This window comes from Haloferax gibbonsii (genome assembly GCF_001190965.1).
In the GTDB taxonomy this organism is placed as follows: domain Archaea; phylum Halobacteriota; class Halobacteria; order Halobacteriales; family Haloferacaceae; genus Haloferax; species Haloferax gibbonsii.
This window is the reverse complement of record NZ_CP011947.1, coordinates 318,133-339,794: the sequence shown is the minus strand read 5'-3', so window position 1 is coordinate 339,794 and position 21,662 is coordinate 318,133. Positions and strand designations below refer to the sequence as shown.

Annotated in this window: 22 protein-coding genes; 6 read left to right on the top strand and 16 right to left on the bottom strand. The window is 64.2% G+C overall.

The window, feature by feature from the left end:
* Window positions 1-120 precede the first annotated feature (120 nt).
* Complete coding sequence (gene ygfZ, locus ABY42_RS01810) at window positions 121-1,218, top strand: CAF17-like 4Fe-4S cluster assembly/insertion protein YgfZ (protein WP_050458556.1); 1,098 nt, start codon at window positions 121-123, stop codon at window positions 1,216-1,218.
* A 22-nt stretch (window positions 1,219-1,240) separates the two neighbouring features.
* Here the strand turns inward: ygfZ and ABY42_RS01805 are convergent, their stop codons facing one another.
* The 4 genes from ABY42_RS01805 to ABY42_RS01790 form a co-directional block, all read right to left on the bottom strand.
* Complete coding sequence (locus ABY42_RS01805; RefSeq protein ID WP_050458555.1) at window positions 1,241-2,323, bottom strand: geranylgeranyl reductase family protein; 1,083 nt, start codon at window positions 2,321-2,323, stop codon at window positions 1,241-1,243.
* 75 nt (window positions 2,324-2,398) lie between these two features.
* Window positions 2,399-3,406 (bottom strand): WD40/YVTN/BNR-like repeat-containing protein, encoded by a 1,008-nt coding sequence (locus ABY42_RS01800; RefSeq protein WP_050458554.1) that lies wholly within the window; start codon window positions 3,404-3,406, stop codon window positions 2,399-2,401.
* A gap of 106 nt (window positions 3,407-3,512) precedes the next feature.
* Complete coding sequence (locus ABY42_RS01795) at window positions 3,513-4,316, bottom strand: ABC transporter permease subunit (protein WP_008091536.1); 804 nt, start codon at window positions 4,314-4,316, stop codon at window positions 3,513-3,515.
* Entirely contained in the window at window positions 4,309-5,310 is a 1,002-nt protein-coding gene (locus ABY42_RS01790) for an ABC transporter ATP-binding protein (RefSeq protein ID WP_004973548.1), read from the bottom strand. The genes ABY42_RS01795 and ABY42_RS01790 overlap by 8 nt, the downstream gene beginning before the upstream one ends.
* A 141-nt stretch (window positions 5,311-5,451) precedes the next feature.
* On the opposite strand from ABY42_RS01790, the gene ABY42_RS01785 reads away from it, so the two are divergent.
* Window positions 5,452-7,404 (top strand): COG1361 S-layer family protein, encoded by a 1,953-nt coding sequence (locus ABY42_RS01785; protein ID WP_050458553.1) that lies wholly within the window; start codon window positions 5,452-5,454, stop codon window positions 7,402-7,404.
* A 36-nt stretch (window positions 7,405-7,440) separates the two neighbouring features.
* On the opposite strand, the gene uvrA is transcribed toward ABY42_RS01785, so the two are convergent.
* Window positions 7,441-10,389, bottom strand: a complete 2,949-nt coding sequence (gene uvrA / locus ABY42_RS01780; RefSeq protein WP_050458552.1) for an excinuclease ABC subunit UvrA — start codon at window positions 10,387-10,389, stop codon at window positions 7,441-7,443.
* Window positions 10,390-10,509: 120 nt separating this feature from the next.
* Complete coding sequence (locus ABY42_RS01775; protein WP_004969075.1) at window positions 10,510-10,866, bottom strand: cell division protein SepF; 357 nt, start codon at window positions 10,864-10,866, stop codon at window positions 10,510-10,512.
* A gap of 219 nt (window positions 10,867-11,085) precedes the next feature.
* Between ABY42_RS01775 and ABY42_RS01770 the strand changes: the two genes are divergently transcribed.
* Window positions 11,086-11,772 carry a DUF1028 domain-containing protein gene (locus ABY42_RS01770; protein ID WP_050458551.1) on the top strand — a complete coding sequence of 229 codons (687 nt, stop codon included), beginning with the start codon at window positions 11,086-11,088 and terminating at the stop codon, window positions 11,770-11,772.
* A 46-nt stretch (window positions 11,773-11,818) separates the two neighbouring features.
* On the opposite strand, the gene ABY42_RS01765 is transcribed toward ABY42_RS01770, so the two are convergent.
* Window positions 11,819-12,298 carry an RNA-binding protein gene (locus ABY42_RS01765; RefSeq protein ID WP_004969073.1) on the bottom strand — a complete coding sequence of 160 codons (480 nt, stop codon included), beginning with the start codon at window positions 12,296-12,298 and terminating at the stop codon, window positions 11,819-11,821.
* Window positions 12,299-12,513: 215 nt separating this feature from the next.
* Between ABY42_RS01765 and ABY42_RS01760 the strand changes: the two genes are divergently transcribed.
* Both ABY42_RS01760 and ABY42_RS01755 read left to right on the top strand, forming a co-directional pair.
* Window positions 12,514-12,816 (top strand): DUF7562 family protein, encoded by a 303-nt coding sequence (locus ABY42_RS01760; RefSeq protein ID WP_004973556.1) that lies wholly within the window; start codon window positions 12,514-12,516, stop codon window positions 12,814-12,816.
* A gap of 120 nt (window positions 12,817-12,936) precedes the next feature.
* Window positions 12,937-14,256, top strand: a complete 1,320-nt coding sequence (locus ABY42_RS01755) for an RNB domain-containing ribonuclease (protein ID WP_004973558.1) — start codon at window positions 12,937-12,939, stop codon at window positions 14,254-14,256.
* Window positions 14,257-14,394: 138 nt separating this feature from the next.
* Here the strand turns inward: ABY42_RS01755 and ABY42_RS01750 are convergent, their stop codons facing one another.
* The 5 genes from ABY42_RS01750 to ABY42_RS19320 all read right to left on the bottom strand — a co-directional run bounded on the left by ABY42_RS01750 (window position 14,395) and on the right by ABY42_RS19320 (window position 17,530).
* Window positions 14,395-14,634 carry a DUF7385 family protein gene (locus ABY42_RS01750; RefSeq protein WP_004065334.1) on the bottom strand — a complete coding sequence of 80 codons (240 nt, stop codon included), beginning with the start codon at window positions 14,632-14,634 and terminating at the stop codon, window positions 14,395-14,397.
* Window positions 14,635-14,700: 66 nt separating this feature from the next.
* Window positions 14,701-15,075, bottom strand: coding sequence for a hypothetical protein (locus tag ABY42_RS01745; RefSeq protein WP_004973561.1), 375 nt, complete (start codon window positions 15,073-15,075; stop codon window positions 14,701-14,703).
* An 864-nt stretch (window positions 15,076-15,939) separates the two neighbouring features.
* The gene (locus ABY42_RS01740) at window positions 15,940-16,947 is read right to left on the bottom strand and encodes a tyrosine-type recombinase/integrase (RefSeq protein ID WP_050458550.1); all 1,008 of its coding nucleotides are present in this window, start codon (window positions 16,945-16,947) and stop codon (window positions 15,940-15,942) included.
* A 92-nt stretch (window positions 16,948-17,039) separates the two neighbouring features.
* Window positions 17,040-17,225, bottom strand: coding sequence for a ribbon-helix-helix domain-containing protein (locus ABY42_RS01735; RefSeq protein ID WP_050458549.1), 186 nt, complete (start codon window positions 17,223-17,225; stop codon window positions 17,040-17,042).
* Between the two features lie 152 nt (window positions 17,226-17,377).
* Window positions 17,378-17,530, bottom strand: a complete 153-nt coding sequence (locus tag ABY42_RS19320) for a hypothetical protein (RefSeq protein ID WP_156224346.1) — start codon at window positions 17,528-17,530, stop codon at window positions 17,378-17,380.
* A gap of 74 nt (window positions 17,531-17,604) precedes the next feature.
* On the opposite strand from ABY42_RS19320, the gene ABY42_RS19315 reads away from it, so the two are divergent.
* Window positions 17,605-18,720, top strand: a complete 1,116-nt coding sequence (locus tag ABY42_RS19315) for a hypothetical protein (protein WP_156224343.1) — start codon at window positions 17,605-17,607, stop codon at window positions 18,718-18,720.
* 18 nt (window positions 18,721-18,738) lie between these two features.
* Here the strand turns inward: ABY42_RS19315 and ABY42_RS01725 are convergent, their stop codons facing one another.
* The 4 genes from ABY42_RS01725 to ABY42_RS01710 form a co-directional block, all read right to left on the bottom strand.
* Window positions 18,739-19,428 (bottom strand): hypothetical protein, encoded by a 690-nt coding sequence (locus tag ABY42_RS01725; RefSeq protein ID WP_050458547.1) that lies wholly within the window; start codon window positions 19,426-19,428, stop codon window positions 18,739-18,741.
* A 773-nt stretch (window positions 19,429-20,201) separates the two neighbouring features.
* Complete coding sequence (locus ABY42_RS01720) at window positions 20,202-20,840, bottom strand: ATP-binding protein (protein ID WP_050458546.1); 639 nt, start codon at window positions 20,838-20,840, stop codon at window positions 20,202-20,204.
* On the bottom strand, window positions 20,840-21,250 hold the full coding sequence (locus tag ABY42_RS01715) for a hypothetical protein (RefSeq protein ID WP_050458545.1): 411 nt from the start codon (window positions 21,248-21,250) through the stop codon (window positions 20,840-20,842). Before ABY42_RS01715 ends, ABY42_RS01720 begins: the two co-directional genes overlap by 1 nt.
* Window positions 21,243-21,557, bottom strand: coding sequence for a hypothetical protein (locus ABY42_RS01710; RefSeq protein ID WP_082220683.1), 315 nt, complete (start codon window positions 21,555-21,557; stop codon window positions 21,243-21,245). The genes ABY42_RS01715 and ABY42_RS01710 overlap by 8 nt, the downstream gene beginning before the upstream one ends.
* Between the last annotated feature and the right edge of the window lie 105 nt (window positions 21,558-21,662).

The window sequence follows — 21,662 nt, the reverse complement described above, 5'->3', positions numbered from 1 at the left end:
ACAGACTCGTTTTGACTGTCCGGTCCGCCCGCGGCCGCCGCCGGCGGACCGCCGACCGAAAGCCGGGCGAGTCGTCCGGGAGTGGGAGGGTTTTACGCGCCGAAGGCGAAACGGGGGGTAATGACACTCGTCGCCGACATCCACGAGGCACACGGTGCGACGTTCGAGACGCGCGGCGGAATCGAGGTCGTGAGCCACTACGGCCGCCCCGAGCGGACCCACCGCGCCGTCAGAAACGGCGTCGGCGTCATCGAACACGGCTACGGCGTCGTCGTCGTCGAGGGCGAAGACCGGGTCGACTACGTCGACAACGCGGTGACTAACACCGTCCCGGACGAGGACGGCGAGGGCGCCTACGCCCTGCTTTTAGACCCCGACGGCCGCATCGAGACGGAGATGTACGTCTACAACGCGGGCGAGCGACTGCTGATTTTCACCCCGCGGGACCGCGCCGAACCGCTCGTCGAGGAGTGGCGCTCGAAGACGTTCCTCCAGCGAGTCAAGATGCGCGACGCCTCCGACGAGTTCGGCGTCTTCGGCGTCCACGGCCCGCAGTCCACGGAGAAGGTCGCGAGCATCCTCTCGGGGGCGGGCGCGCCCGAACCGGAGCTCTCCTTCGTCCGCGGCTCCATCGGCGGCGAACTCGGCGTCACGGTCGTCGCCTCCGACAACCCGACCGGCGAGGAGGGCTACGACGTCATCTGCCGCGCGAAGGACGCCGAAGACGTGCTCGACGCGCTGCTGTTCTACGGCAACCCCTCGGTCCCGGTCGGCTATCAGACGTGGGACAGCCTCACCGCCGAGGCCGGCACGCCGCTCTTCGAGTCGGAACTCCGCGGCAACGTCCCGAACGTCGTCGGCGTCCGCAACGCGCTCGACTTCGACAAGGGCTGTTTCGTCGGTCAGGAACTCGTCTCGAAGATCGAAAACCGCGGGCGGCCCTCGCGCCGACTCGTCGGCTTCCGCGCCGACGACCTCCCCGACTCGGGTGCCGAGGTCTCGGCGGACGGCGATTCGGTCGGCACCGTTACCCGTGCCGTCGAGAGCCCGATGCTCGAATCGCCCATCGGCTTCGCGCTCGTGGACTACGGCCTCGACGCCGACGCCCTCGAAGTCGTCGTCGACGGCGACCGCGTCGGCGCGACCCGCGAGTCGCTCCCGTTCGTCGAGGGGAGCGCGGTGTCGGCGCGGATTCCGACGTATCCGGGCGAGAACTGAGCGGGGCGTCCGGGGTCAGTCCTCAGAACAGTTTCTTCAGGTGCTCGCGCGAGAAGAACGAACTCGGCTTGTCCATGTGGACGCCGATTTCGCCCGACAGCGATCGGAGGCCGACCCGCTGGAGCCACTCGGGGAACGAGTAGCACCGGCGCACGAGGTGGCCCAGTCGAATCTCCCGGGAGAGTTCGTCGCGCCACGCGTCCTCGTAGGCCGACAGCGTCTCGGGGTCGTCGGGGTCGATGGTCGACGCGGCGATGTCTGCCGCGGTCATCCCGTAGAGGATGCCACCGCCGGTGAACGGCTTGGTCTGGGCGGCTGCGTCCCCGATGAGGAACGCCCGACGGGTCGTCGTCCGGTCCGGCGGGCCGATGGGGATGGCACCCGAACAGAAGTGCTCGGTCTCCACGTCGTAGGTGTCGGTGAGCGCGTCGAACATCTCGTTGACCTCAGCGCCCGGCGGGGCCGCGAGGCCGTACTCGACGCCGGCGTCGCCGCGGGGGATGCGCCACGCGAAAAAGCGCGGGACCGTGAGGTGTACGTCCACGAAGTCGCCGTCGTCCGGGTCGGGGTCGAACGCGAGGACGCCGTGAAGCGTCTCCGAGGGCTCCGGGAGGTCGAGCGCTCGGCGGACCCGCGAGGTCGGGCCGTCGCACCCGGCGACCATCTTCGCCTCGAACCGGACGGTGCCGGCCTCGCCGGCCACGCTGGCGGTCAGTCGGACCCGGTCGTCGAGTTCCTCGACGGCGGTCACGGTGTGGCCCTCGCGCACGTCCGCACCGGCGTCGCGGGCGCAGTCGGCGAGGGTACGGTCGAGTTCGACGCGGTCGATGACGTTCGAGACCTCGGTTTGCTTGTAGAACGGGTAGGCCCTGGAGTTCGGGCCGCCGACGCGGAAGTTCGCCCCGTAGATGCGGTTCTGAAACAGGCGGTCGCGCGCCTCGTCGGGGACGTACTCCCAGATGTCGGTGCTGACGTGTCCGGAGCACGCGAGGGGCGTTCCGACCTCGCCTTTCTCCAGCGCGAGCACGTCGTAGCCCGCGTCGGCCGCGCGGCGGGCGAACCGCGCGCCGGCGGGACCGACGCCGACGACGGCGAAATCGTACATGCTTGGCCGTTGCCGCGCCGACCCATGAATCTTCTCGCTTGGAGCGGCCGCGCAAACCGACCGGAAACTGCCCGACTACGCGACGACCGCCAGCCCCGCCGCGGTCCGCCGCGTCCCGTCCCACGGGACCTCGATTCGGTCCCACGAGTCGCCGAAGTCGGTCGTCCGGTAGAGGCCGCGGTCGTTCACGGCGTAGCACTCGCCGCCGGACGAGCCGGTCGCCAGAACCGCCCGCGTCGCGCCCGGACCGGTCGGAAGTCCGGTCTCGTCGAGGCGCTCCCACGACTTGCCGCCGTTCCCCGACGAGTCTCGGCGGCGGTAGAGGTACGCCGCCGCCGATTCGACCCGGTGGGCGCGCATCGGCCCGGAGGCGGCCGACAGGAGCACCGAGTCCGGGTCCGCGAGGTCGACGACGACGCTCCAGCAGTAGCCGTGGCCCAGCCCCGCGGTCGGCGTCGTCCACGTCTCGCCCGCGTCGTCGGTCTCGGCGTAGCCGTCGCCCGCGGCGACCCAGACGCGGCCCGGTCGGTCGGGGTGCGTCGCCATCGAGTGCGTGTCGCGCTTGCTCGACGGCACGCGGTCTTGCCACGTCTCCCCGCCGTCGAGCGAGCGGACGAACGCCCCGGCTTCGACCGCGACGAACAGCCGGTCGGGGTCGGTCGGGTCAACGTCTATCCAGCGGACGTGGTGGGTGTGCGGCCGGGGTGGAAACGCCCACGACGACGCCGAATCGAGGTCCGAAAGCGGCGCGAGTTCGGCCCACGTGTCGCCGCCGTCGGGAGAGCGGAAGACGGCCGAGGGCTCGGTGCCGGCGTAGACCACGCCCGGGTCGGCCGGCGAGACGGCGAGGCTCGTCACCGACTCGGGGAGCGCGTCGGTGCCGACCGCGTGCCACGACGCCCCGCCGTCGGTCGTTCGGAAGACGCCGGCGTCGGAGGTCCCGCAGAACGCCCGGTCCGGCGCGCGCGGGTCGGCCGCGACGCACTCGATTCGGTGCTCGCCGAGTCGCCGTCGTGCGGTCGAGTCGTCGAGCGACCCCGAGACCGCGAGAATCGCACCGTTGGCGGCGGCGTAGAGATGCATAGGAGACGTAGGCGCTCAGCGGTGAAAAAGCGACTCGCGCGGGTGGTGGACCAGAGTGAGCGTGTGGCCCGCCCGCACCGGCGAGGACGGCGACGAGAGACGGCGGCTACGACAGGTCCCGGCGCTCGAACACCTCGGCCGCGAGGACGACGAGGACGCACGTCACGGCGACGAGGACGGCGATGCCGCCCCAGTCAACGTCGCCGGCGACGAGGAGTTCGCCGGGGTCGAGGTAGCGCGTGAGCGACAGGGCCCCGAGGAACTCGTAGTCGGTGTCGACCGTCAGGGAGTCGAGGAGGAACGTCCCGAAGACGACGCCGATGGCCGCGCCCTGCGCCCGGCGGACGCGCCCGAAGAACGCCGACGCGAGGAGGCCGACGGCGACGCAGGCGACGAGGTAGAGGCCGCCGACGGCGTGGACCGCGAGGAGCCGAGTGAGGTGAATCTCCTCGTCGATGAGGCCCGCGCCGACGACGACGGCCGCGAGGAGCGCGAGGTCGACGACGGCGACCGCGGGAAGCATCGCGAGGAACTTGCCAACGACGAACCGGGTGCGCGAGACGGGCCGGACGAGGACGAGTTCGACCGACTGTCGGTCGACCTCGCCGGCGACGAGCGACCCCGCGGCGTAGGCGAAGTAACTCCCGACGATGAGGAGCCAGACGAGTTGGTAGAGTTCGACGACGAGGTAGCCTTCGAGCGACGAGAAGTCGGTGACGCTCCCGACGAAGGCCGCCTGGAACTCCTCGGGGTACGACTCCAGCAGTTCGGCGAAGTCGATGTCGGACTCGCCGAACGACGGGAAGACGGCGATGGTGAGCCCCGCGGTCGCCACGAGAAGCACGCAGACGATGACGAGGCCGCGCCGTCGCCGGGCGAACTCGAAGGACGCGATGTCGAGTTCACGCATTCGCGGACTCCTCGGCGTCGGCGGGCGACGGCTCCGCATCGTCGTCGGTCTCGCCCGACTCGTCGTCGGTGGCGGCGCTGTCGCCGGCGTCAACGCCGTCTTCTCCGTCGCCCTCGTCGTAGAAGTGCATGAACACGTCCTCGATGGCCGTCTCGCGGACTTCGAGGTCGTCGATTCGGTAGCCCTCGAGCGCGTCCACGAGCGCGTCGTAGTTGCCCGAGGTGACGAGTCGGAGGGAGCCGTCGGGTTCGATGCGGGCGTCGATGGTCTCCGGAAAATCGAAGTCGGCGAGGTCGATGGAGTCGGGCGACTGGACCGTGACGACCTTCCCGCTCCGGGCGAGCAAGTCGTCGATGTCCTCGACGGCGACGAGCCGCCCGTTCCGGATGATGGCGACGCGGTCGCAGACCTCGCGGACCTCCCCGAGGATGTGCGTCGAGAAGAACACCGTCACCCCGCGGTCGCGCTCCTCGCGGAGGAACTCGTAGAACTCCTGTTGGACGAGGGGGTCCAACCCCGAGGTCGGCTCGTCCATCACGACCACCCGCGGGTCGTGCATGAACGCCTGCACGATGGCGAGTTTCTGCCGGTTGCCGCGGGAGTAGGCCCGGACCGGCCGGTCGAGCGGCACCGGAAAGCGGTCGAGGAGTTCGTCGCGGCGGTCGTCGCCGGAGAGCCCGGCGAAGTAGTCGAGGGTCTTGCGGCCGGTCACGTCGTCGTAGAACCGCGGATCGCCGGGGATGTGGCCGACGCGTCCGAGCACGTCGAGGAAGGCCGCGCGGTCGTCCACCGGAACGCCGAGGATGCTCGCCGTGCCGTCGGTCGGTTTGAGCAGGCCGAGAAGCAGGCGAATCGTCGTGGACTTCCCCGCGCCGTTGGGACCGAGGAAGCCGAACAGTTCGCCCTCCGAGACGGAAATCGAGAGCTCCTCGACCCCGCGAACGTCCCCGTAGAACTTGGTGAGGCCGTCGATGTCGATGGCGGGGACGGACATACCGACACGTAGGCGCGCTCCGGACGTATCCCTTGCGTGACGTTACCACCGACTGAGAGCCGAGCGTGTTGTTAAGCTTACATACCGCGTATCTAGCGCGACTGAAGCGGGCTCGCCCGCCGATCACGTCGTCCCTTCACCATGACTCGTCGTCCCCGGCGGGCGAGCGCGGCGCTCCTCGCCACGCTACTGGTCCTGTCCGCCCTCGCCGGCGCAACCGGGAGCGCCGCGGCCGCCAGCCGAGTGACCGGAAGTCCCGACCTCTCGATTATCGCGCCGGAGAACCGGCTCGTCGCCGGCACCGAGACCGCGGTCGAAGTGTTCGTCGTCAACAGCGGGACGGTCACCGACGACGGCCCCGAGGAGTACGAGGCGCTCGTGCAGACGGCCCGCGCGCTGACCATCCGCGGCGAGTCGAAGGGCCCCATCACCGTCGTCAGCGGCGAGATTCCCGTCGGGACCGTCCCAGAGGGCGTCTCCGGGCCGGCGTCGCTCCGCCTCCGGGTCGCCGAGGGGGCGCGTCCCGACACTTACGAGGTCCCCGTCGAGTTCACCTACGACTACACCGCCTCGGTGTACGTGGACGGCGAGACGGTCCGGACGACCCACCGGAGTCGGACCATCACGCGGACGCTCGACGTCGTCGTGGAGCGCCGCCCCGCGTTCGCGGTCCGGACGGTCGACGCCGCCCTCGCGGTCGGCGACAGCGGGACCGTCGCGGTCGACATCGAGAACGTCGGCCCCGTCGGGGCCGCGGACGCGACGGTGACCGTCACCTCGACCGACCCGGAGATAACGTTCGGAAGCGGCGTCGCCTCCGCCGAGACGTTCGTCGGCGAGTGGGAGGAAGGTGCGACAGAGCGCGTCGAGTTCCGCGCCCGCGTCGCCGACGACGCCATCGTCCGCAACTACTCGGTCGACCTGACCGTGACCTACCGAGACGAGGACGGTCAAACGCGGACTTCGCGGTCGTTCGTCGCCGGGGTGCGCCCGACCCGCGGGGCCGACTTCGAACTCGCGGACGTGGACGCCGCGGTCGCCGTCGGCGACACCGGTACGCTGACGCTCGAACTCGTGAACGTCGGCGACGCGACCGCCGCGGCGACGACCGTCGGCGTGGCGTCCGCCGACTCCGAGGTGACGTTCGGGGCCGGCGCGCCCGCCGCGGAGGCCTACGTCGGCGCGTGGGAACCCGGCGAGACGAGGCGCGTGAGCTTCCGCGCCCGCGTCGCCGACGACGCGCTCGACCGGCCCTACTCGCTCGACGTGGCCGTCTCGTTCCGCAACCCCGGCGGCGACCGGAAGGTCCAGTCGCTCGTCGCCGGTCTCGACCCGGGAGCCGGCCCGGCGTTCGCCGTGACGGTCGAAGAGAGCACGCTCAGAGTCGGCGGCGTCGGCCGCGTCGTCGGCACCGTCGAGAACGTCGGCGAGGGCGAGGCCCGAGACGTGGTGCTCCGCCTCGAATCCGAGGACGCGGCGCTGACGCCGACCGACCTCGACGTGACCGTCGGCACGCTCGCGCCCGGCGAGGCCGCCGAGTTCGAGTACGCCATCGGCCTCGCCGCGGGTTCGACGCCGGGGACGCGCCGACTCCCGTTCGTCGTCGAGTACCGACCGCCGGGCGACGAACTGCGCGCGGCCGACCGGACCGACGTGCTCGCGGCCGTGAGCACCGGCGACCCCGCCGTCGCGGTCGAACCGCGGAACGCGACGTTCGAAGTCGACTCGAACGGTCGGCTCGTTCTCGCGGTGACGAACACCGAGGCGACGCCGCAGACCGACGTGACGGTCAGACTCGTCGCCGAGGAGCCGCTTTCGAGCGAGGACGCCGTCGCGTTCGTCCCGCGGCTCGACGCCGGCGAGACGCGCCTCGTCGTCTTCGACCTCGAAGTGAGCGGCGACGCCGTCCCGAAGACGCAGGTCGTCGGCGTCGACGTGAGCTACGAGGACGACGCCGGCCGACAGCTCTCGACGGGCACCCAGCGGGTCGCCGTCGAGGTGGTCGAACCGGCGACGACGTTTCCCCTCTTCCCGGCGCTCGTCGTGGTTCTCGCGCTCGCTGGCGTCGGCTACTGGTGGTATCGGCGTCGCTGAGGGCACCGTCGGCGCTGAAGAAAAATCGGCGCGCGTTCAGTCGTCGTTCGCCACTTTCGCGGGCTTGCGACGGTCCGAGCGCGGGCCCTCTTCGTCCACGTCGGGGAGGTAGTCGCGGAGGTACCGACCCGTGTGAGAGTCGGGGTTCTCGGCGATTTCCTCGGGGGTGCCGCTGGCGACGACCGTGCCGCCGCCCGCGCCGCCCTCGGGACCGAGGTCGACGATGTGGTCGGCGTTCTTCACGAGGTCGAGTTCGTGTTCGACCACGAGGACGGTGTTGCCGTTGTCGACGAGGCGCTGGAGCACCTCGATGAGCTTCCGCTCGTCTTCCTTGTGGAGGCCGGTCGTCGGCTCGTCGAGCAGGTAGAGCGTGTCGCCGGTCTGCTTCTTGCCGAGTTCCTCGGCGAGCTTGACGCGCTGTGCCTCGCCGCCGGAGAGCGTGGTCGACGGCTGGCCGAGCTGCATGTAGCCGAGGCCCACGTCGTGGAGCAGTTGGAGGCGTCGGCGAATCTGCGAGTTCGCCTCGAAGAAGTCGAGCGCCTCGTCGACCTCCATGTCGAGCACGTCGGCGATGGTCTTGTCCTTGTACGTCACGTCGAGCGTCTCGGCGTTGTAGCGCGCGCCGTTACACTCCTCGCAGGGCACGTACACGTCCGAGAGGAAGTTCATCTCGATTTTGACGTTGCCCTGTCCCTTGCAGGCTTCACAGCGGCCGCCCTTGACGTTGAAGGAAAAGCGGCCCTTCTCGTAGCCGCGCTGTTTCGAGAGCTTCGTCTCGGCGAACAGTTCGCGGACGTAGTCGAAGACGCCGGTGTACGTCGCCGGGTTCGACCGCGGGGTGCGGCCGATGGGCGACTGGTCGATGAGCCGGACGGTCTCGATTTCGTCGTAGCCCTCGATGGCGTCGTGCTCGCCGGGGTCGACGGAGGTGTTGTCGTTCATCCGCCGGGCAAGTCCCTTGTAGAGAATCTCGTGCATCAGGGTGGACTTGCCCGACCCCGAGACGCCGGTGATGGCCGTGAACGTCCCGAGGGGAATCGGCACGTCGAGGTCGTCGAGGTTGTGCTGGCGCGCGCCGCGGACGACGAGTTCGCCGTCGCCCTCGCGCCGCGCGTCGGGCACGTCGATGTCCTTGCGGCCCGAGAGGTAGTCGGCCGTGATGGAGTCGTCGGCCGCGACGATATCGTCGAAGTCGCCCTGCGCGACGACCTCGCCGCCGCGCTTGCCCGGGCCGGGGCCCATGTCGATAATCTCGTCGGCCCGGCGCATCGTCTCCTCGTCGTGTTCGACGACGATGAGCGTGTTACCGAGGTCGCGGAGGCCTTCGAGCGTGTTGAGCAGTTTGTCGTTGTCGCGCTGGTGGAGGCCGATAGACGGCTCGTCGAGGACGTAGAGGACGCCCACGAGGCCGGAGCCGACCTGCGTGGCGAGGCGGATGCGCTGGGACTCGCCGCCCGAGAGCGTGGCGGCCTCGCGGTCCAGGGTGAGGTATTCGAGGCCGACCTCGGTCATGAAACCGAGGCGGGCGCGAATCTCCTTGAGAATCTCCTGTGCGATGGTTCGGTCGCGCTCCGAGAGGTCGGCTTCGAGGCCCTCGAAGTGTTCGAGCGCGCCCGCGATGGTCATGCGGTTGACCTCGGGGAGCGTCGTGCCGCCGACGCGGACGTGGCGGGACTGCTCTTTGAGCCGCGAGCCGTTGCAGTCGGGGCAGGTCGTGACGGCCATGAACTCCTCGATGTGGTCGCGCGTCCGGTCGGAGTCGGTCTCGACGTGGCGGCGTTCGAGGTTGCCGACGACGCCCTCGAAGGGGTGTTCCTTGTGGCGCGTGCCGTTCTTCGTCGTCCACTCGAACACCACGTCCTCGGTGGTGCCGAACAGGAAGGCGTCCTGCACCTCGTCGGAAAGCTCCTCGAACGGCGTGTCCACGCTGACCCCGAAGTGGTCGGCGACGTTGTCGAGCTGGCGGCGGTAGTACGTCCGGTTGTAGCTCCACGGCTCGAAGACGTGCTTGAGCGGCTTCGACGGCTCGGTGACGACGAGGTCGGGGTCGACCTCTTTCGCCTTGCCGAGGCCCTCGCACTCCGGGCAGGCCCCGTGGGGGCTGTTGAACGAGAACGACCGCGTCTCGATTTCCGAAAAGCGGAACGACGAGTTCGGGTTGCCGAGTTCCTCGGAGAACTCGACGACGAGGCGGTCGTCGCCCTCGCCCGCGAGCGACCCGGTCGAACGGGTGTTGGACGCGAACGGAAGGTCCTCGGGCGGGTCGGGGACGATGAGTTTGAGGACGCCGCCGGCCTCTTCGAGGGCGGTCTCGACGGAGTCGGCGATGCGCGAGCGCGCCTCGGGCGCGACCTTCACGCGGTCGACGACCACGTCGATGGTGTGGTCGTAGTTCTTGTCGAGCTCGGGCGTCTCGAACGAGAGGTCGAACTCCTCGCCGTCGACTTCGACGCGGGCGTAGCCCTCGGAGACGAGGTCCGAAAACAGGTCCTTGAACTCGCCTTTCTGGTCGCGGACGACCGGCGCGACGACCTTCGCGCGGGTGCCCTCGGGGAGTTCGAGAATCTGGTCGACCATGTCCTGTGCGGACTGCTCGCCGACCTCCTCGCCCGTGATGGGGTCGTACTGGGTTCCCACGCGGGCGTACAAGAGGCGGAGGTAGTCGTGGAGTTCGGTGACGGTCCCGACGGTCGACCGGGGGTTGTTGGCCCCGTTCTTCTGGTCGATGGAGATGGCGGGCGAGAGGCCCTCGACGGCCTCGACTTTCGGCTTGTCCATCTGGCCGAGGAAGTTCCGCGCGTAGGCCGAAAGCGACTCGATGTACCGCCGCTGACCCTCCGCGTAGACGGTGTCGAACGCGAGGGAGGACTTGCCTGACCCCGACAGGCCGGTGACGACGGTAAACGTCTCGCGGGGGATGCGAACGTCGAGGTTCTTGAGGTTGTGCTCTTCGGCACCGCGAACCTCGATGTAGTCCTTGCTCATTCGGACGACTCTAGGAACGAGAGGACCGAATAGGCATCGGTTCGGGCCGTTCGAGCCGCATCGCTCGCGTCGGCGACTCGGGGAGAAATCGGAGCGTAAGCGGGGTGTCGTCCGCCGGCGTCAGCCGTTGAGCTTCTGCCGCGAGATGGAGATGCCCGTCGGCGTGATGACGATCTGGTCGTCGCCCTTCTGGACGATGTCGCCGTCCACCTCGCGCGCGACCTGCCGGAGGTCGTCGATGATGTGTTCCATCGTGTTGTCGGAGGTCGTGTGGCGGGTGATGTCCGCGATGACCAGATTGCCGTCGTAGACGGCGTCTTTGATGGCGATAACGTCCTGCTGGCCGCCGATTTCGGCGATGTGAACCGAGAGGCCGGCGTCGCCGCGAGCGGTGTCGAAGTCGTCGAGGTCGAGTTCGACGTAGTCCTCGGTCGTTCGGGAACCACCACCACCGAGAATCTTACTCATGATACCCATAGGACGTAGAGAGGCCACAACGGGGTTAGTTCTTACGTCAGACGATTGTCTCACACCAGACATGTCTGGGCGCTGAGACGGGACGAATCGACGGCAGTACGGCCACAGGAGGGTAGTGCCGCGGGAGGCGACGACGCCGGCGGACGCCCGACGTGTGCGCCATCCGCGTCGTTTCGCCGGGTGTTTTTACCTCGCGGCGCGCGGGAGCAGACGAACACGATGACCTTCAGCATCTGCGTCCGCGAGTCGTACGTCGACGACGGCGGCGACGACCAGCACCGCTTCGGCGTCGCCGTGACGACCCGCCTGCCGGGCGTCGGGGCCCTCTGTCCGTTTGCAAGTGAACACGGCGCGGTCGCGACACAGGCGCTGACCAACGTCGAACTCGGGGAGAAGGGCATGGACTACCTCGAAGACGGCCTCGCCGTCGACGACGCCCTACAGGCGCTGTTGAACGCCGACGACGGCCGGTCGGAGCGACAGCTCCACGGCGTCGGCTCCGAGACGACGTTCGCCTTCACCGGCGACGACTGCCTCGGCTGGGCGGGCCACCGCGAGGGCGACGACTACACCGTCGCTGGCAACCTGCTCACGGGCGCGGCAGTCGTCGAAGCCGCCGCCGACGCCTACGAGCGAAGCGTCGACGGCGACAGCGACGAGCCGCTCGCGAAGCGACTCATCGACGCGCTCGGCGCGGGACACGCCGCGGGCGGCGACAAGCGCGACGACCTCGACGTCCAGAGCGCGGCCGTCGTCGTGACCACGACCGAGGACCGCGAGATGGAGCCGTACTACAACGACCTCCGGGTCGACGCGACGGAGACGCCGCTTCGGGACCTGCGGGAGACGTTTTCGATGGCGCGAGAGGGGTACGAGGCGGCGCTGGAGAAGTACGCCGAAGAGTAGCCGACGCGGCCGAGAGCCGCGCGCGCCGGGGCAAGAAACAGTCGGCTCAGACGGAGAACTCGAAGAGGTCGTCGCCGACGTGGTGGATGGACTCGACGACCTTGCCGGAGTCGCCGACGAGGTCCGCCCCGTCTTCGAGCGCGCGACCCACGGCGAGCACCTTGCCGTGGGTCTCCTCGGCGATGACGACGAGGTCGCCCGCCTCGATGGTGTCGTCCGCCTCGGTGATGCCGGGGCGCATCACGTCGGCCCCGCTGGAGACGAACGAGACCGCGCCCGCGTCGACCGTGACGACGTTCGTCGTCGGCGGGAACTGGTTCGCGCCCTTGACCGTGAGAAACGGCTGGTCGTCGACGTACATGACCGCCGGCTCGCCGTCGACGAGGACGACCTCGTAGTCGGCGTCGGCGAACTCGACCGCCTCGAACGCGTCGCCGTCGAGGGCGACGCCGAGGGACGATTCGATGGAATCACACAGGGCGTCGATTTCGTCGCTTCGGAGGTGGTGGCGAGACTTGACCTTCATACCGGGTCGTGGACGCTCACGGCCGATAAATCGACCGCTCCGCATCGAGTGTCGGCGACGACCCCGGGGGCCGGTCGAACGCGAGTCGACCCGAGCCAATCCAAAACCAACCCGAAGCAACCCGAAGCAACCCGAACCGAACCGCGTCGGCGTCTGACGCGCGTCAGACTGTGACAGGATAAACTGCTAAGTACGATTGGGTCCACTCCAACGATATGTGGCGCTCCCGGACGAACCGGGACCGGAAACGTGTCGTGTGCATCGCATGCGGTGACGCGGTCCTCCGGTCGGCGGCGCGCGAGTACGACAAAGAGGGGAACCGCTGGGAACGGCACGGCAAGCGGTTCGAACACCTCTGTAAGTCCTGTTATCGGGGGCTCTGTCACCAGCCCCGCGAGGAGCTCGAAGGCCTCCTCATCGACATCGAAGAACACGGCATCACCAACGAGGAGTTCCTGCTTCGCTACTTCGACGCGGTCAAAGAGCGGTACGAATCTCCCGGCGAGCGCGGCCGCTGAGGTCGCTTTCCTTGGCCCGCCGCCGGGGCGCGCGCGAGCGTGCTCACGAGTGACGTCGTTTCCCTCTCGTCGCGGCTCGTGCCCGACACTCATTTCTCCCTGCCCCGTCTAGTCGGGGCTATGTCAGACGACGCGCAGGCGTACGCCGGGACCGCCGAAGGGCAAGGACCGGTGGAGATAGACGCCGAACTCGCGCGACACCTCCAGAACAAGCGCGAGGACCTGTTCGAGGAGTTCGAGATTCGAGACAAGTTCCCGCCGGAAGTCCTCTCGGAGGCGCGTGCGCGCACCGACGGCGTCCACGAGGAGATCGAAGACGAGTTGGAACACCGCAAGGACCTCCGAGACCTCACGACGTGGACGACAGACCCCGTCGACGCCCAGGACTTCGACGACGCCCTGAGCATCCGCGAGAACGAGGAGACGTACACGCTGTGGGTCCACATCGCCGACGTGACCCACTACGTCCACCCCGGTTCGGAGATGTGGGCCGAGGCCGTCAAGCGCGGCAACACCGTCTACCTCCCCGCCTACACCATCCACATGCTCCCGCCGGCGCTGGCCGAGACGGTCTGTTCTCTCGTCCCCGAGGAGGACCGACTCGCGCACACCGTCGAGATGGAGATCAAGAAGGACACGCTCTCGTTCGAGTCTATCGACATCTACAAGTCCGTCATCCACTCCAACGAACGGCTCACCTACACGCAGTGTGAAAACCGGCTGGAAGACCCCGACCTCCCCCTCCACGAGGAGAACGCGCTGGTCTTCGACCTCGCGGACCAGCTCCACGAGCAGCGCAAGGAAGACGGCTCGCTCGTCCTCAACCCGAGCCGCGACCGCGCCCACACCATCATCGAGGAGTGCATGCTGAAGGCGAACAAGGCCGTCACGCACGAACTCATGTGGAACCGCGGCGTCGAGGCGATGTACCGCGTCCACCCGCAACCCACTCCCGACCAGTGGGACAAGGCGCTCCGCGAAATCACCGAACTCGACGGCGTGAGCATCCAGTCCACGTCGTGGGACGAGCCCCGGAAGGCCGTCAACGACGCCTTGGAGAGCGCGAACTCCCGCACGCTCAACAAGATTCAGCGCGCCGTGCTGAAGGTCATGCCCCGCGCGAAGTACATGAACGACCCCTTCGGCGGCCACTACGCGCTCAACTTCGACATCTACGGCCACTTCACCTCTCCCATCCGGCGGCTGTCGGACCTCATCAACCACTGGATCGTCCACGAAAACGACGTGCCCGAAGACCTCGTCGAGCTCTGCGACCGCGCCTCCGACCGTCAGAAGGACGCCGAGACGGCCGAGCGGCTCTACAAGCAGTTCCTCCAAGAAGTCGGCTTGGACCCCTACGCGGTCAACAACCGCGGCATCGTCACCGTCGACGACGACGGCGAGGTGATCGACGAAAACGGCCTCCCGCCGCGCGAATAACCGGGCGGTCGCTCCCGTTCGACCGACTCGCTTTCGACCGACAAAATCACCAGCCGCGACTGGCGAGACGACCGCGGAGCTACGGAGTCGACCGAATGAGAGAGCGAAGCGACCGAAAGGCGCTCACCGCCGCGGCCCTTACTCCTCTTGTTTGTGCGTGAACAGCAGCACGTCGCCGTCGTGCTGGGTCACACAGAGGTCGAGCATCATGCTCAGTTCGAGACTGTTGTAGTCGTTTTCGCAGACGACCAAGTCGTCGAACGGTTTCTCACAGGCCGGACAGGCGATGGAGACGGTGTTCTGGTAGGTGGTGACGCCGCCGCTCGACTCGTAGGGCGTGAGGGACGACCGGAGTTCGTCGAGTTCCTCGTCGTTCATGGACGTGTTGTGCGCGCGGCGTGCGTATAATTCTTCACGGTCGGACACCGGTTACGGTCTGACGACTCACGAGTGCCCGGCGTCGTCCAACCCGCAGGCCCACCGGAAGTGCGGGTGAACCCACGACAGCCCCGCGGCGTTGGCTTCGACCCACGACGACGGGTCGCTCAGCCGACGCGACAGCACCGTCGCGCGCTCCTCGTGAGTCCCCTCCCGGTCGAACGGTATCAGTTCGAGCGTCCGCGACGCGGGATTGAAAAAGACCGCCCGCTCGGTGTCCTCGTCGAGTCCGACCAGCCGCGAGCCGTTGGCGTCCTTCTGGAGGAGCGCCTGCGCCATGCGGTGTTGGTGGACTCCCCGGCGCGTCTCGCGGAGTTTCGAGACGATGGCTCGAAAGAGGGCCGTCGGGTCCGACGGGGGTTCGCCTCGTCGTGTTTCCATACCGACGCCCTCGGAGCGAGACGGTAAGAGAGTCCGCCATGAGCGGAGTGAAAGTGTCGGGTTCGGCGGAAGTGAAGGCGTGTCAGCGAGCCAACCGACTCCGCGGCGACGACGCGTCCCCCGCGAGCGCTAAACTCGGGACTCGCCACGTTGAGTGGCGTCACGAAAATAGCAGTAGCCCAGGCCGTGAGACAAATTGATGATTTAAAAACATTTGTTTGCGTGTGATTATAGTATGGATACCCCTCCAAAAGACTTCATGCTGGGGCGGTCCAGCGCATGGTCCAGTAAATTTGTACTGGTGGTTGTTTCGCTACCCCCTATTGGATTCTCTGCGGTCGTATCACGGTTTCTTGGTGTCAACTCACCAAATTCAATCGTTGAACTCTTCTATTTTCTAAGCACGTTCTGCACCGTACTTCTTATATCAATGTTCAGTACGTACTTTGTGGCATATCAACTCGGCATGGGACAGAAATGAGAAACTGGACGTGCATCTGTCCGCAACGCAGTAGTGATCGCCGGACTCCTAAGGTTACGACTCATAGTCTCGCGTCGCGAAAATAGTAGTGGACTCGCGGGGTCCCCACGAGCAGTGCGAGACGACCGTGTCGTCTCGCTGGCCCTGCGAGTGGGGGCAAGCGAGTCTATTGACTGACGGAACGAAGTGACAGAAGGAAATGGACTCGCGGGGATATTGAACTCACTCGCAACGCTCCGCGTTGCTCGCTGCTCAAATCCCCGCTCGAACAGGCACGATTACACTCGACACCGACGTGACTCGCAGGGCTCCTGACGGAGCCACTGCTCGAAGGCGTGGTGTCGAGAGAAAGTAGTGGACTCGCGGGGGAGTGTTAGTCGGGTTCATGATGGCAGGTGTTCTTTTCTGACTTCCATTTTCTCGCGGGCGGTGCGCGCGTCGTAGTGCTGGTACAGGATTTCGAGCGACACGTCGGAGCGTTCCGAGATGATTTCCGGCTCGACATCCCGCGACAGGTAGTGCGTGATGTGTCCTCGACGAACCGCGTGGGGCGACTTCGACGACGGACACTTGTTCGGCAACCCGTGCGTGCCGCGGGCTTCGCAGGCCGATGGGTCACGGTCGTGCGGGCACGGAAGGCCGAACTCGCACGGTTGGGTCGCCTTGTTGACGATCTTGTACAGGGTGTCGCCCGTGATACGCCCGTGGCTCGTGGTGATGAGCGGACGACGCCCGTAGTCGTCGGTGACTTTGTGCCGATTCTCGGTGATGTACTCCTGCAGGATGCGCATCCATTCAGGACCGATGTACACCCACCGTTCGCCCTTGTTCCCGTTCTTCAGCGGGGTGTCGGACTCGGGTCGGTGGACGATCTGAATGGCGTGCTCGTCTTCGTTGAGGTCGCCGACATCCAGTCCGCGGACAGTTCCGCGGCGCATCCCCGTCCGCCAGATGAGCGCCATGACGGCGTGCATCCGGCTCGCGTAATGGTAGCGGTCTAGATACTCCAGAATCGTCTCTGCGGTATCCGGCTCCAGGTGGATGCTGCGTGCCTCGGCACCGTCGGGCAGCTCCGGCGCGTGTAGCTTCTCGCGCAGTCCGTCCTCGACGGCGTCCAGATCGCTCCAGAAATCGAGCGCCATGCGGACGCTACTGAGTTGCTTCTGGAGCGTGATGGGCGCGATATCGCCCTGACGCCACGTAACGAAGTCGTTGAGCTTCCGTCCGGTGAGATCGTTGAGGTTGTCGATGCCAGCGACCTCGCACCAGCGGAGGAAGTGATTCAGCCGCGTCTTCGCGTTCTGCAGGGTCGACTCGCGGACGCTCGGCTCACGGTAGGCGATGAATCGCTCAACGCCGTCCTCGGGTGAGAGCGGTTCGAGGTCAGTCACTCGAATACCTCCCGAACGGCAGTCTTACGTGCCTCGCGCCGCTGTCTGTTCGTGGGGGAGTGGGTACTTTCCAAGGCCTCCAGTCCCCCGTTCTAAGCGTCTACCTGTGGACTCTCGGTGAGCCGCAGGTCTGGTTCATCGAATGGCGAGTCGGGCGCTTGCTGGATGAGGTGACGGACGTACTGTGCCCGACTCATTTTGTGGTTCTTGCTCTGAGCATCGATTTTCTCGACCATCTCTGGCGGCATCGAGATGGTGACGTTCACGCTGAGTGCCATACAGATACTACTGTATTACCGTAATAACTTAATAATTACTACCTGATGAAAATCAGATTTGCTAGCCCATGCGCTTAATAGCCTGTGCCAGTATTCATTCAATAACTGATTACCTGCCAATGGCCCGAACAAGCCTGAGTCTCCCCGATGAGCTAAACCAAGAAATCGAGAACGAGTTGTCCTACGGCGACTCGAAGAGCCAATGGATTCGGCACGCGATCCGGATGCGCCAGCAGGTAGATCCGATCCTCGACGAGGTCTATGAGTCGTACCAACGGGAAGAACGGATTGACCTCGTCGTTCACGCGGTCAGGAAAGAGGTTGACCGACGCAAGCGTGAAACTGGAACAAGTTCTAACGGATGATTTTTGGGTCATAGATGGATGACAGAGAACTTCTATACGACCAACTTATAAGAAGAGTTGATAATCAAATCCAAAAGAAAGAGCGACTAGACTCCAAAGCTACTGCGTTTTTACGGACAATTTTCACTGTCGTTGGTCTGGTCTCATCTGTCCTCTTAGCTTTTCAATCGCAGTTGACGCGGATTTCCTTTGAGGAGGTAAGGCGAGGCTTGAATGCAGATCAGTGGGCATCCCAATTAGAAAAAATTACATTTGTATCTGAGATTGGTGCAAGAATAGTCACCGATGGCCTTGTAGTCGTCACACTGATTTTGATATCAGGTGCAATATATTACATATTTATCCATTCTACAATCAATGCATATAAAGTTCTGTCACCGACCTTGCTGGAACCGTCACCTGACATAGAAAAATTGGACAAAGTCAGTAACAGGAACCAATTCAATTCAATATATACTGAATACGAAAACATAATTGAAAGTAACGAATCAAAGCTAAAGACAGCTAGTCGCCGTTGGAATACTGCCTATCGGGCACTTCCTGTAGGGATATCACTTGTCACATTTTCTATAATGTACGGGGTCTACTTACTCCTCATCGAGGATCTAATAGTGATTTTGTTAATATTCGGGTTAACTATACTGGGAACGGTGGCTGTACTTTACGATCGTTTTTGGGAGACTATCAAACCAAAGATCGCTATAATAGAACCGAAATTCGATATTCCTCTACTCTCATTCATCGCATACGGGTTAGTGACAATTTATCGCCCATTTGCCGGAGTTGACAGCAATTACAATTTAATCATGGGTGTGATATTCTTTGTAATTGTGGTTGCAAGTCTACGAAGTCTGAAGATCAATAAAAACAATCTACAAAAGATTGCGCTTCGCAATTTGGCGCTAACCAGTGTTTCAATCTTAGTCTTTGCTGGAGTCTACTACTTAACTCAGAGCCCAGGAGAAGAAACCAGTTGGCTTGCTCCGTTTGCTATTGCGATATCAGCGCTACTGCTAGCAACTTGCTATTCCTGGATACTATTCATATTCAGATACGCCTATGAATATGTCTGGGAACGTGATGAAGAAGAACAACAAGGCAAGGGACCACAAAAAAATAGTCAGGCCTAAACCTAGCGTTAGGCCCTCTTACGAAACGTAAGCATGCGGGAGGATGACCTCGTCCAGTAACCGCTTGAACTGGAGCGTATCGTAGTCACTTGGCCTGTAAACCTGGACATACCCCGACTCAGTGATGAGCATCTTCACTTCGGAGTTTTCGAAGACGAATTTGACCCCGATGCGGTTCTTATCGGAGTTTCGGAGGATATCTCCGATTTCCTCGTCGTTGAAGACGTTATCCTCTCCGTACGCGTTCGCAGAGTTAGCGTCTTCATCACGGTTGTAGACGCCGGCCAGCCAGTAGCCAGCATCTGGGTTCCCCTCGATAAACGATTCAAGATCAAGAGTGACCGAACGAACGGGAGTGCCGCTAGATCGTTCAAGCAAGTCGAAGACGAATGTCTTCTTGGTGCTCTGGGTCACCACGTACTCCTCGTCGACGGTGAAGAAATCCGCGACTTCAGTGACAACCTGAACGATGGGCTCATCGGCCTCAATATCTCCGTCGTCATTGATCCGGAAGCCCTGTTCTTCGACAGCGTCCTCAACAGCCGCACGACCTCGGGTGACTTCGTTACCCGAGAGGTCAGTCTTGGTTTTGCCGAGCTTGAGGCTCTTTTTGATATTCTTCCCGTTTTTCGACCGCTCCGTCGGGAAGACGGAGGTATCAATATCGGAGATCTGTGCTTCGGTGATTGCGATTTTGCCTTTTTTCATACGCAGACGCTTCTGTAGGACCTACCAACGAAGGCAAAGTCTAAGACCCCAGAAACAAAGAGTCCAGATGAACACCTTCGAAGGTTGGGGGAGTACCCCGGTCCGTAGAGGGTGCTTCTCGGTCCGCGGAACACCAGCCAAGTACCAATTGATCTTGTGTTCCGCGGCCAGAAACTGTCCTGACCGGCCGAAAGTCAAGTATTCGTGACTACATCGTTTACTGGCTAGTGCCTTGCCCTCTATTGACTTAAACCTTGTTCTAGAGCCTTTTAATTTCAATCTCTTAGGTAAGGGAACCGATATAAATGTATTATATGGGGTGTGATTACTCAAACTGTCCGTAGAAGTGTCCGGAAAGCCAGGAAACCAGACACATATATATTCTTTTCGGGTTGATATTCTTTGACCAGTTAAGAAAACAGACAGTTGTAGATGTAAACAGGTTATAGACTTTCTCAAGCATCAGCCGCCAAAAAGAGAAGTTGGTCTTTGCAGTCTCTAGCTGTGGTGATAACTACTGTTGTAACGAGCCTCCAAAGTACGTTATTCCGATGAGTGCGGCGCCGCCTGTGATGAAGCTCCCAGACATCGAGGGAGGCAGTAAGTATGTCCAGATTGATTCGTTTGGTGCAGGGGTGATTAGAGCAAGGATAAGCGCACCGACGAGGAACACGCCAAATCCAACCCCGTATGCCACATACCGTAGTTTTCTAGAACCTATCATGGCTCGCTAAAGGGAGGTCCCGTTTTCGCATATAAAATTTCGTCAGGACTCATCCGTACACCTCCCGCGTCTCCCCGTGATAGACGGCTCTCGGTGGCTCAGTCGGGCGAATCACGACGTACTCCCACCGCTCCGATGGAAGCCCCTCGCCGTCGAGGTCTTTCAGGTTGTAGTAGCGGATGAAACCCCGGTGGAACGTCGACGGCGGACCAACCCAGACGAGGTATTTGCATTGCTTGACCGGCGGGTAGTAGAAGTCCTGTGGGTCCTGCGAAGCGATGACGACCTTGACGCCCTTGTCTCGGTCCTCGTGGAGCATCGCGGCCAGCGTGTTGACCTTCGCGCTGGACTCACTCTCGGAATCGGGGAGATGCCGATGGGCCTCGTCGACGACGACCTGGACGGGATAGCCGGTGCGCTCGTGGTAGTCGTGCGCGATGGCGCGTACATGCTCTATCACCTCCATCGCGTCGTCGCACACCCACCGGATGCGGGAGGCAGTCGCCCGGCGAGCTTCAGCTGCGGAGTAGACGGTCGTGGCGTCGTCGAGGTCGCGCCCGGAGATGCCACCGGCGTCCGTATCGTCGATCCAGATAGAGAGACCCGGGAACGTGTCGTGCATCTCCCGGAGGAACGTCGTCTTCCCGGAGCCGGAGTCACCGACGACCGTGACGTGATACCGGTCCATTACCGGCCCTCCGTACTCACCAGCGACGCGAGGTCCGGGTCGATGCCATCGCCCTCGTCGTGACCCGCGTCGTCCTCACCGGCCTGCTGCGCCTTCTCGATGTTCTTGCGCATGACGACCAGCGTCTCCAGCGTCCCGACAGTCACGTCGACGATAGCCGGGACGCCGTCAACGTCGATCATCTTCTGGAACCCGCGGACGAGTCGCTTCGGACCACCACGGTCCGGGTCCCACGGCGATTCCATCCCGTCGAGCGACTGGTGCGGTTCGGTGGCGAACAGCATCTCCCGCGCTGTCGATTCCGACCCCATCGCTTCCTCTGCAGGAGCGCCCTCTGCCGCGGCGTGAGACGGCGCGACGCCTTCCTCCGGCGTGAGGGACTCACCGGGAGACGGCGGCCCCTCAGCCATTGTAGACCTCCTTGCAGTCGGCACAGATGTAGTCGTACTCGTGCGCCCACGTGGGAAGCGCCCGGCGGTGTTCGTCGACGATACCGTACCGGTCGCTTCCGCAGTCGGGGCACTCAGGGTCTTGCGGCTCTCCGCCGTCGGTAGCGACGCCCTCAACTGGGTCAGGCGCATCGAGTGCCGGGTTCCCGCCGTCAGTCACCGCCTCAACCTCGGGTTGAGTGTCTGGCACTTCCGCGTCTGCCGATTCGTCTTGTGTGCCGGACTCAGTCTCCCGGACTGAGACCGGGTCATCGAGCGGTTGAATCATCGTGTCGTGGTCTCGGAGGTAGCATGAGGTCTCGTGATTGTGGATTCCCTGAGCGCGGAAATACAGCCCACAGTGCTCACATTGCTGGTCAGTCGCCGATTGGGG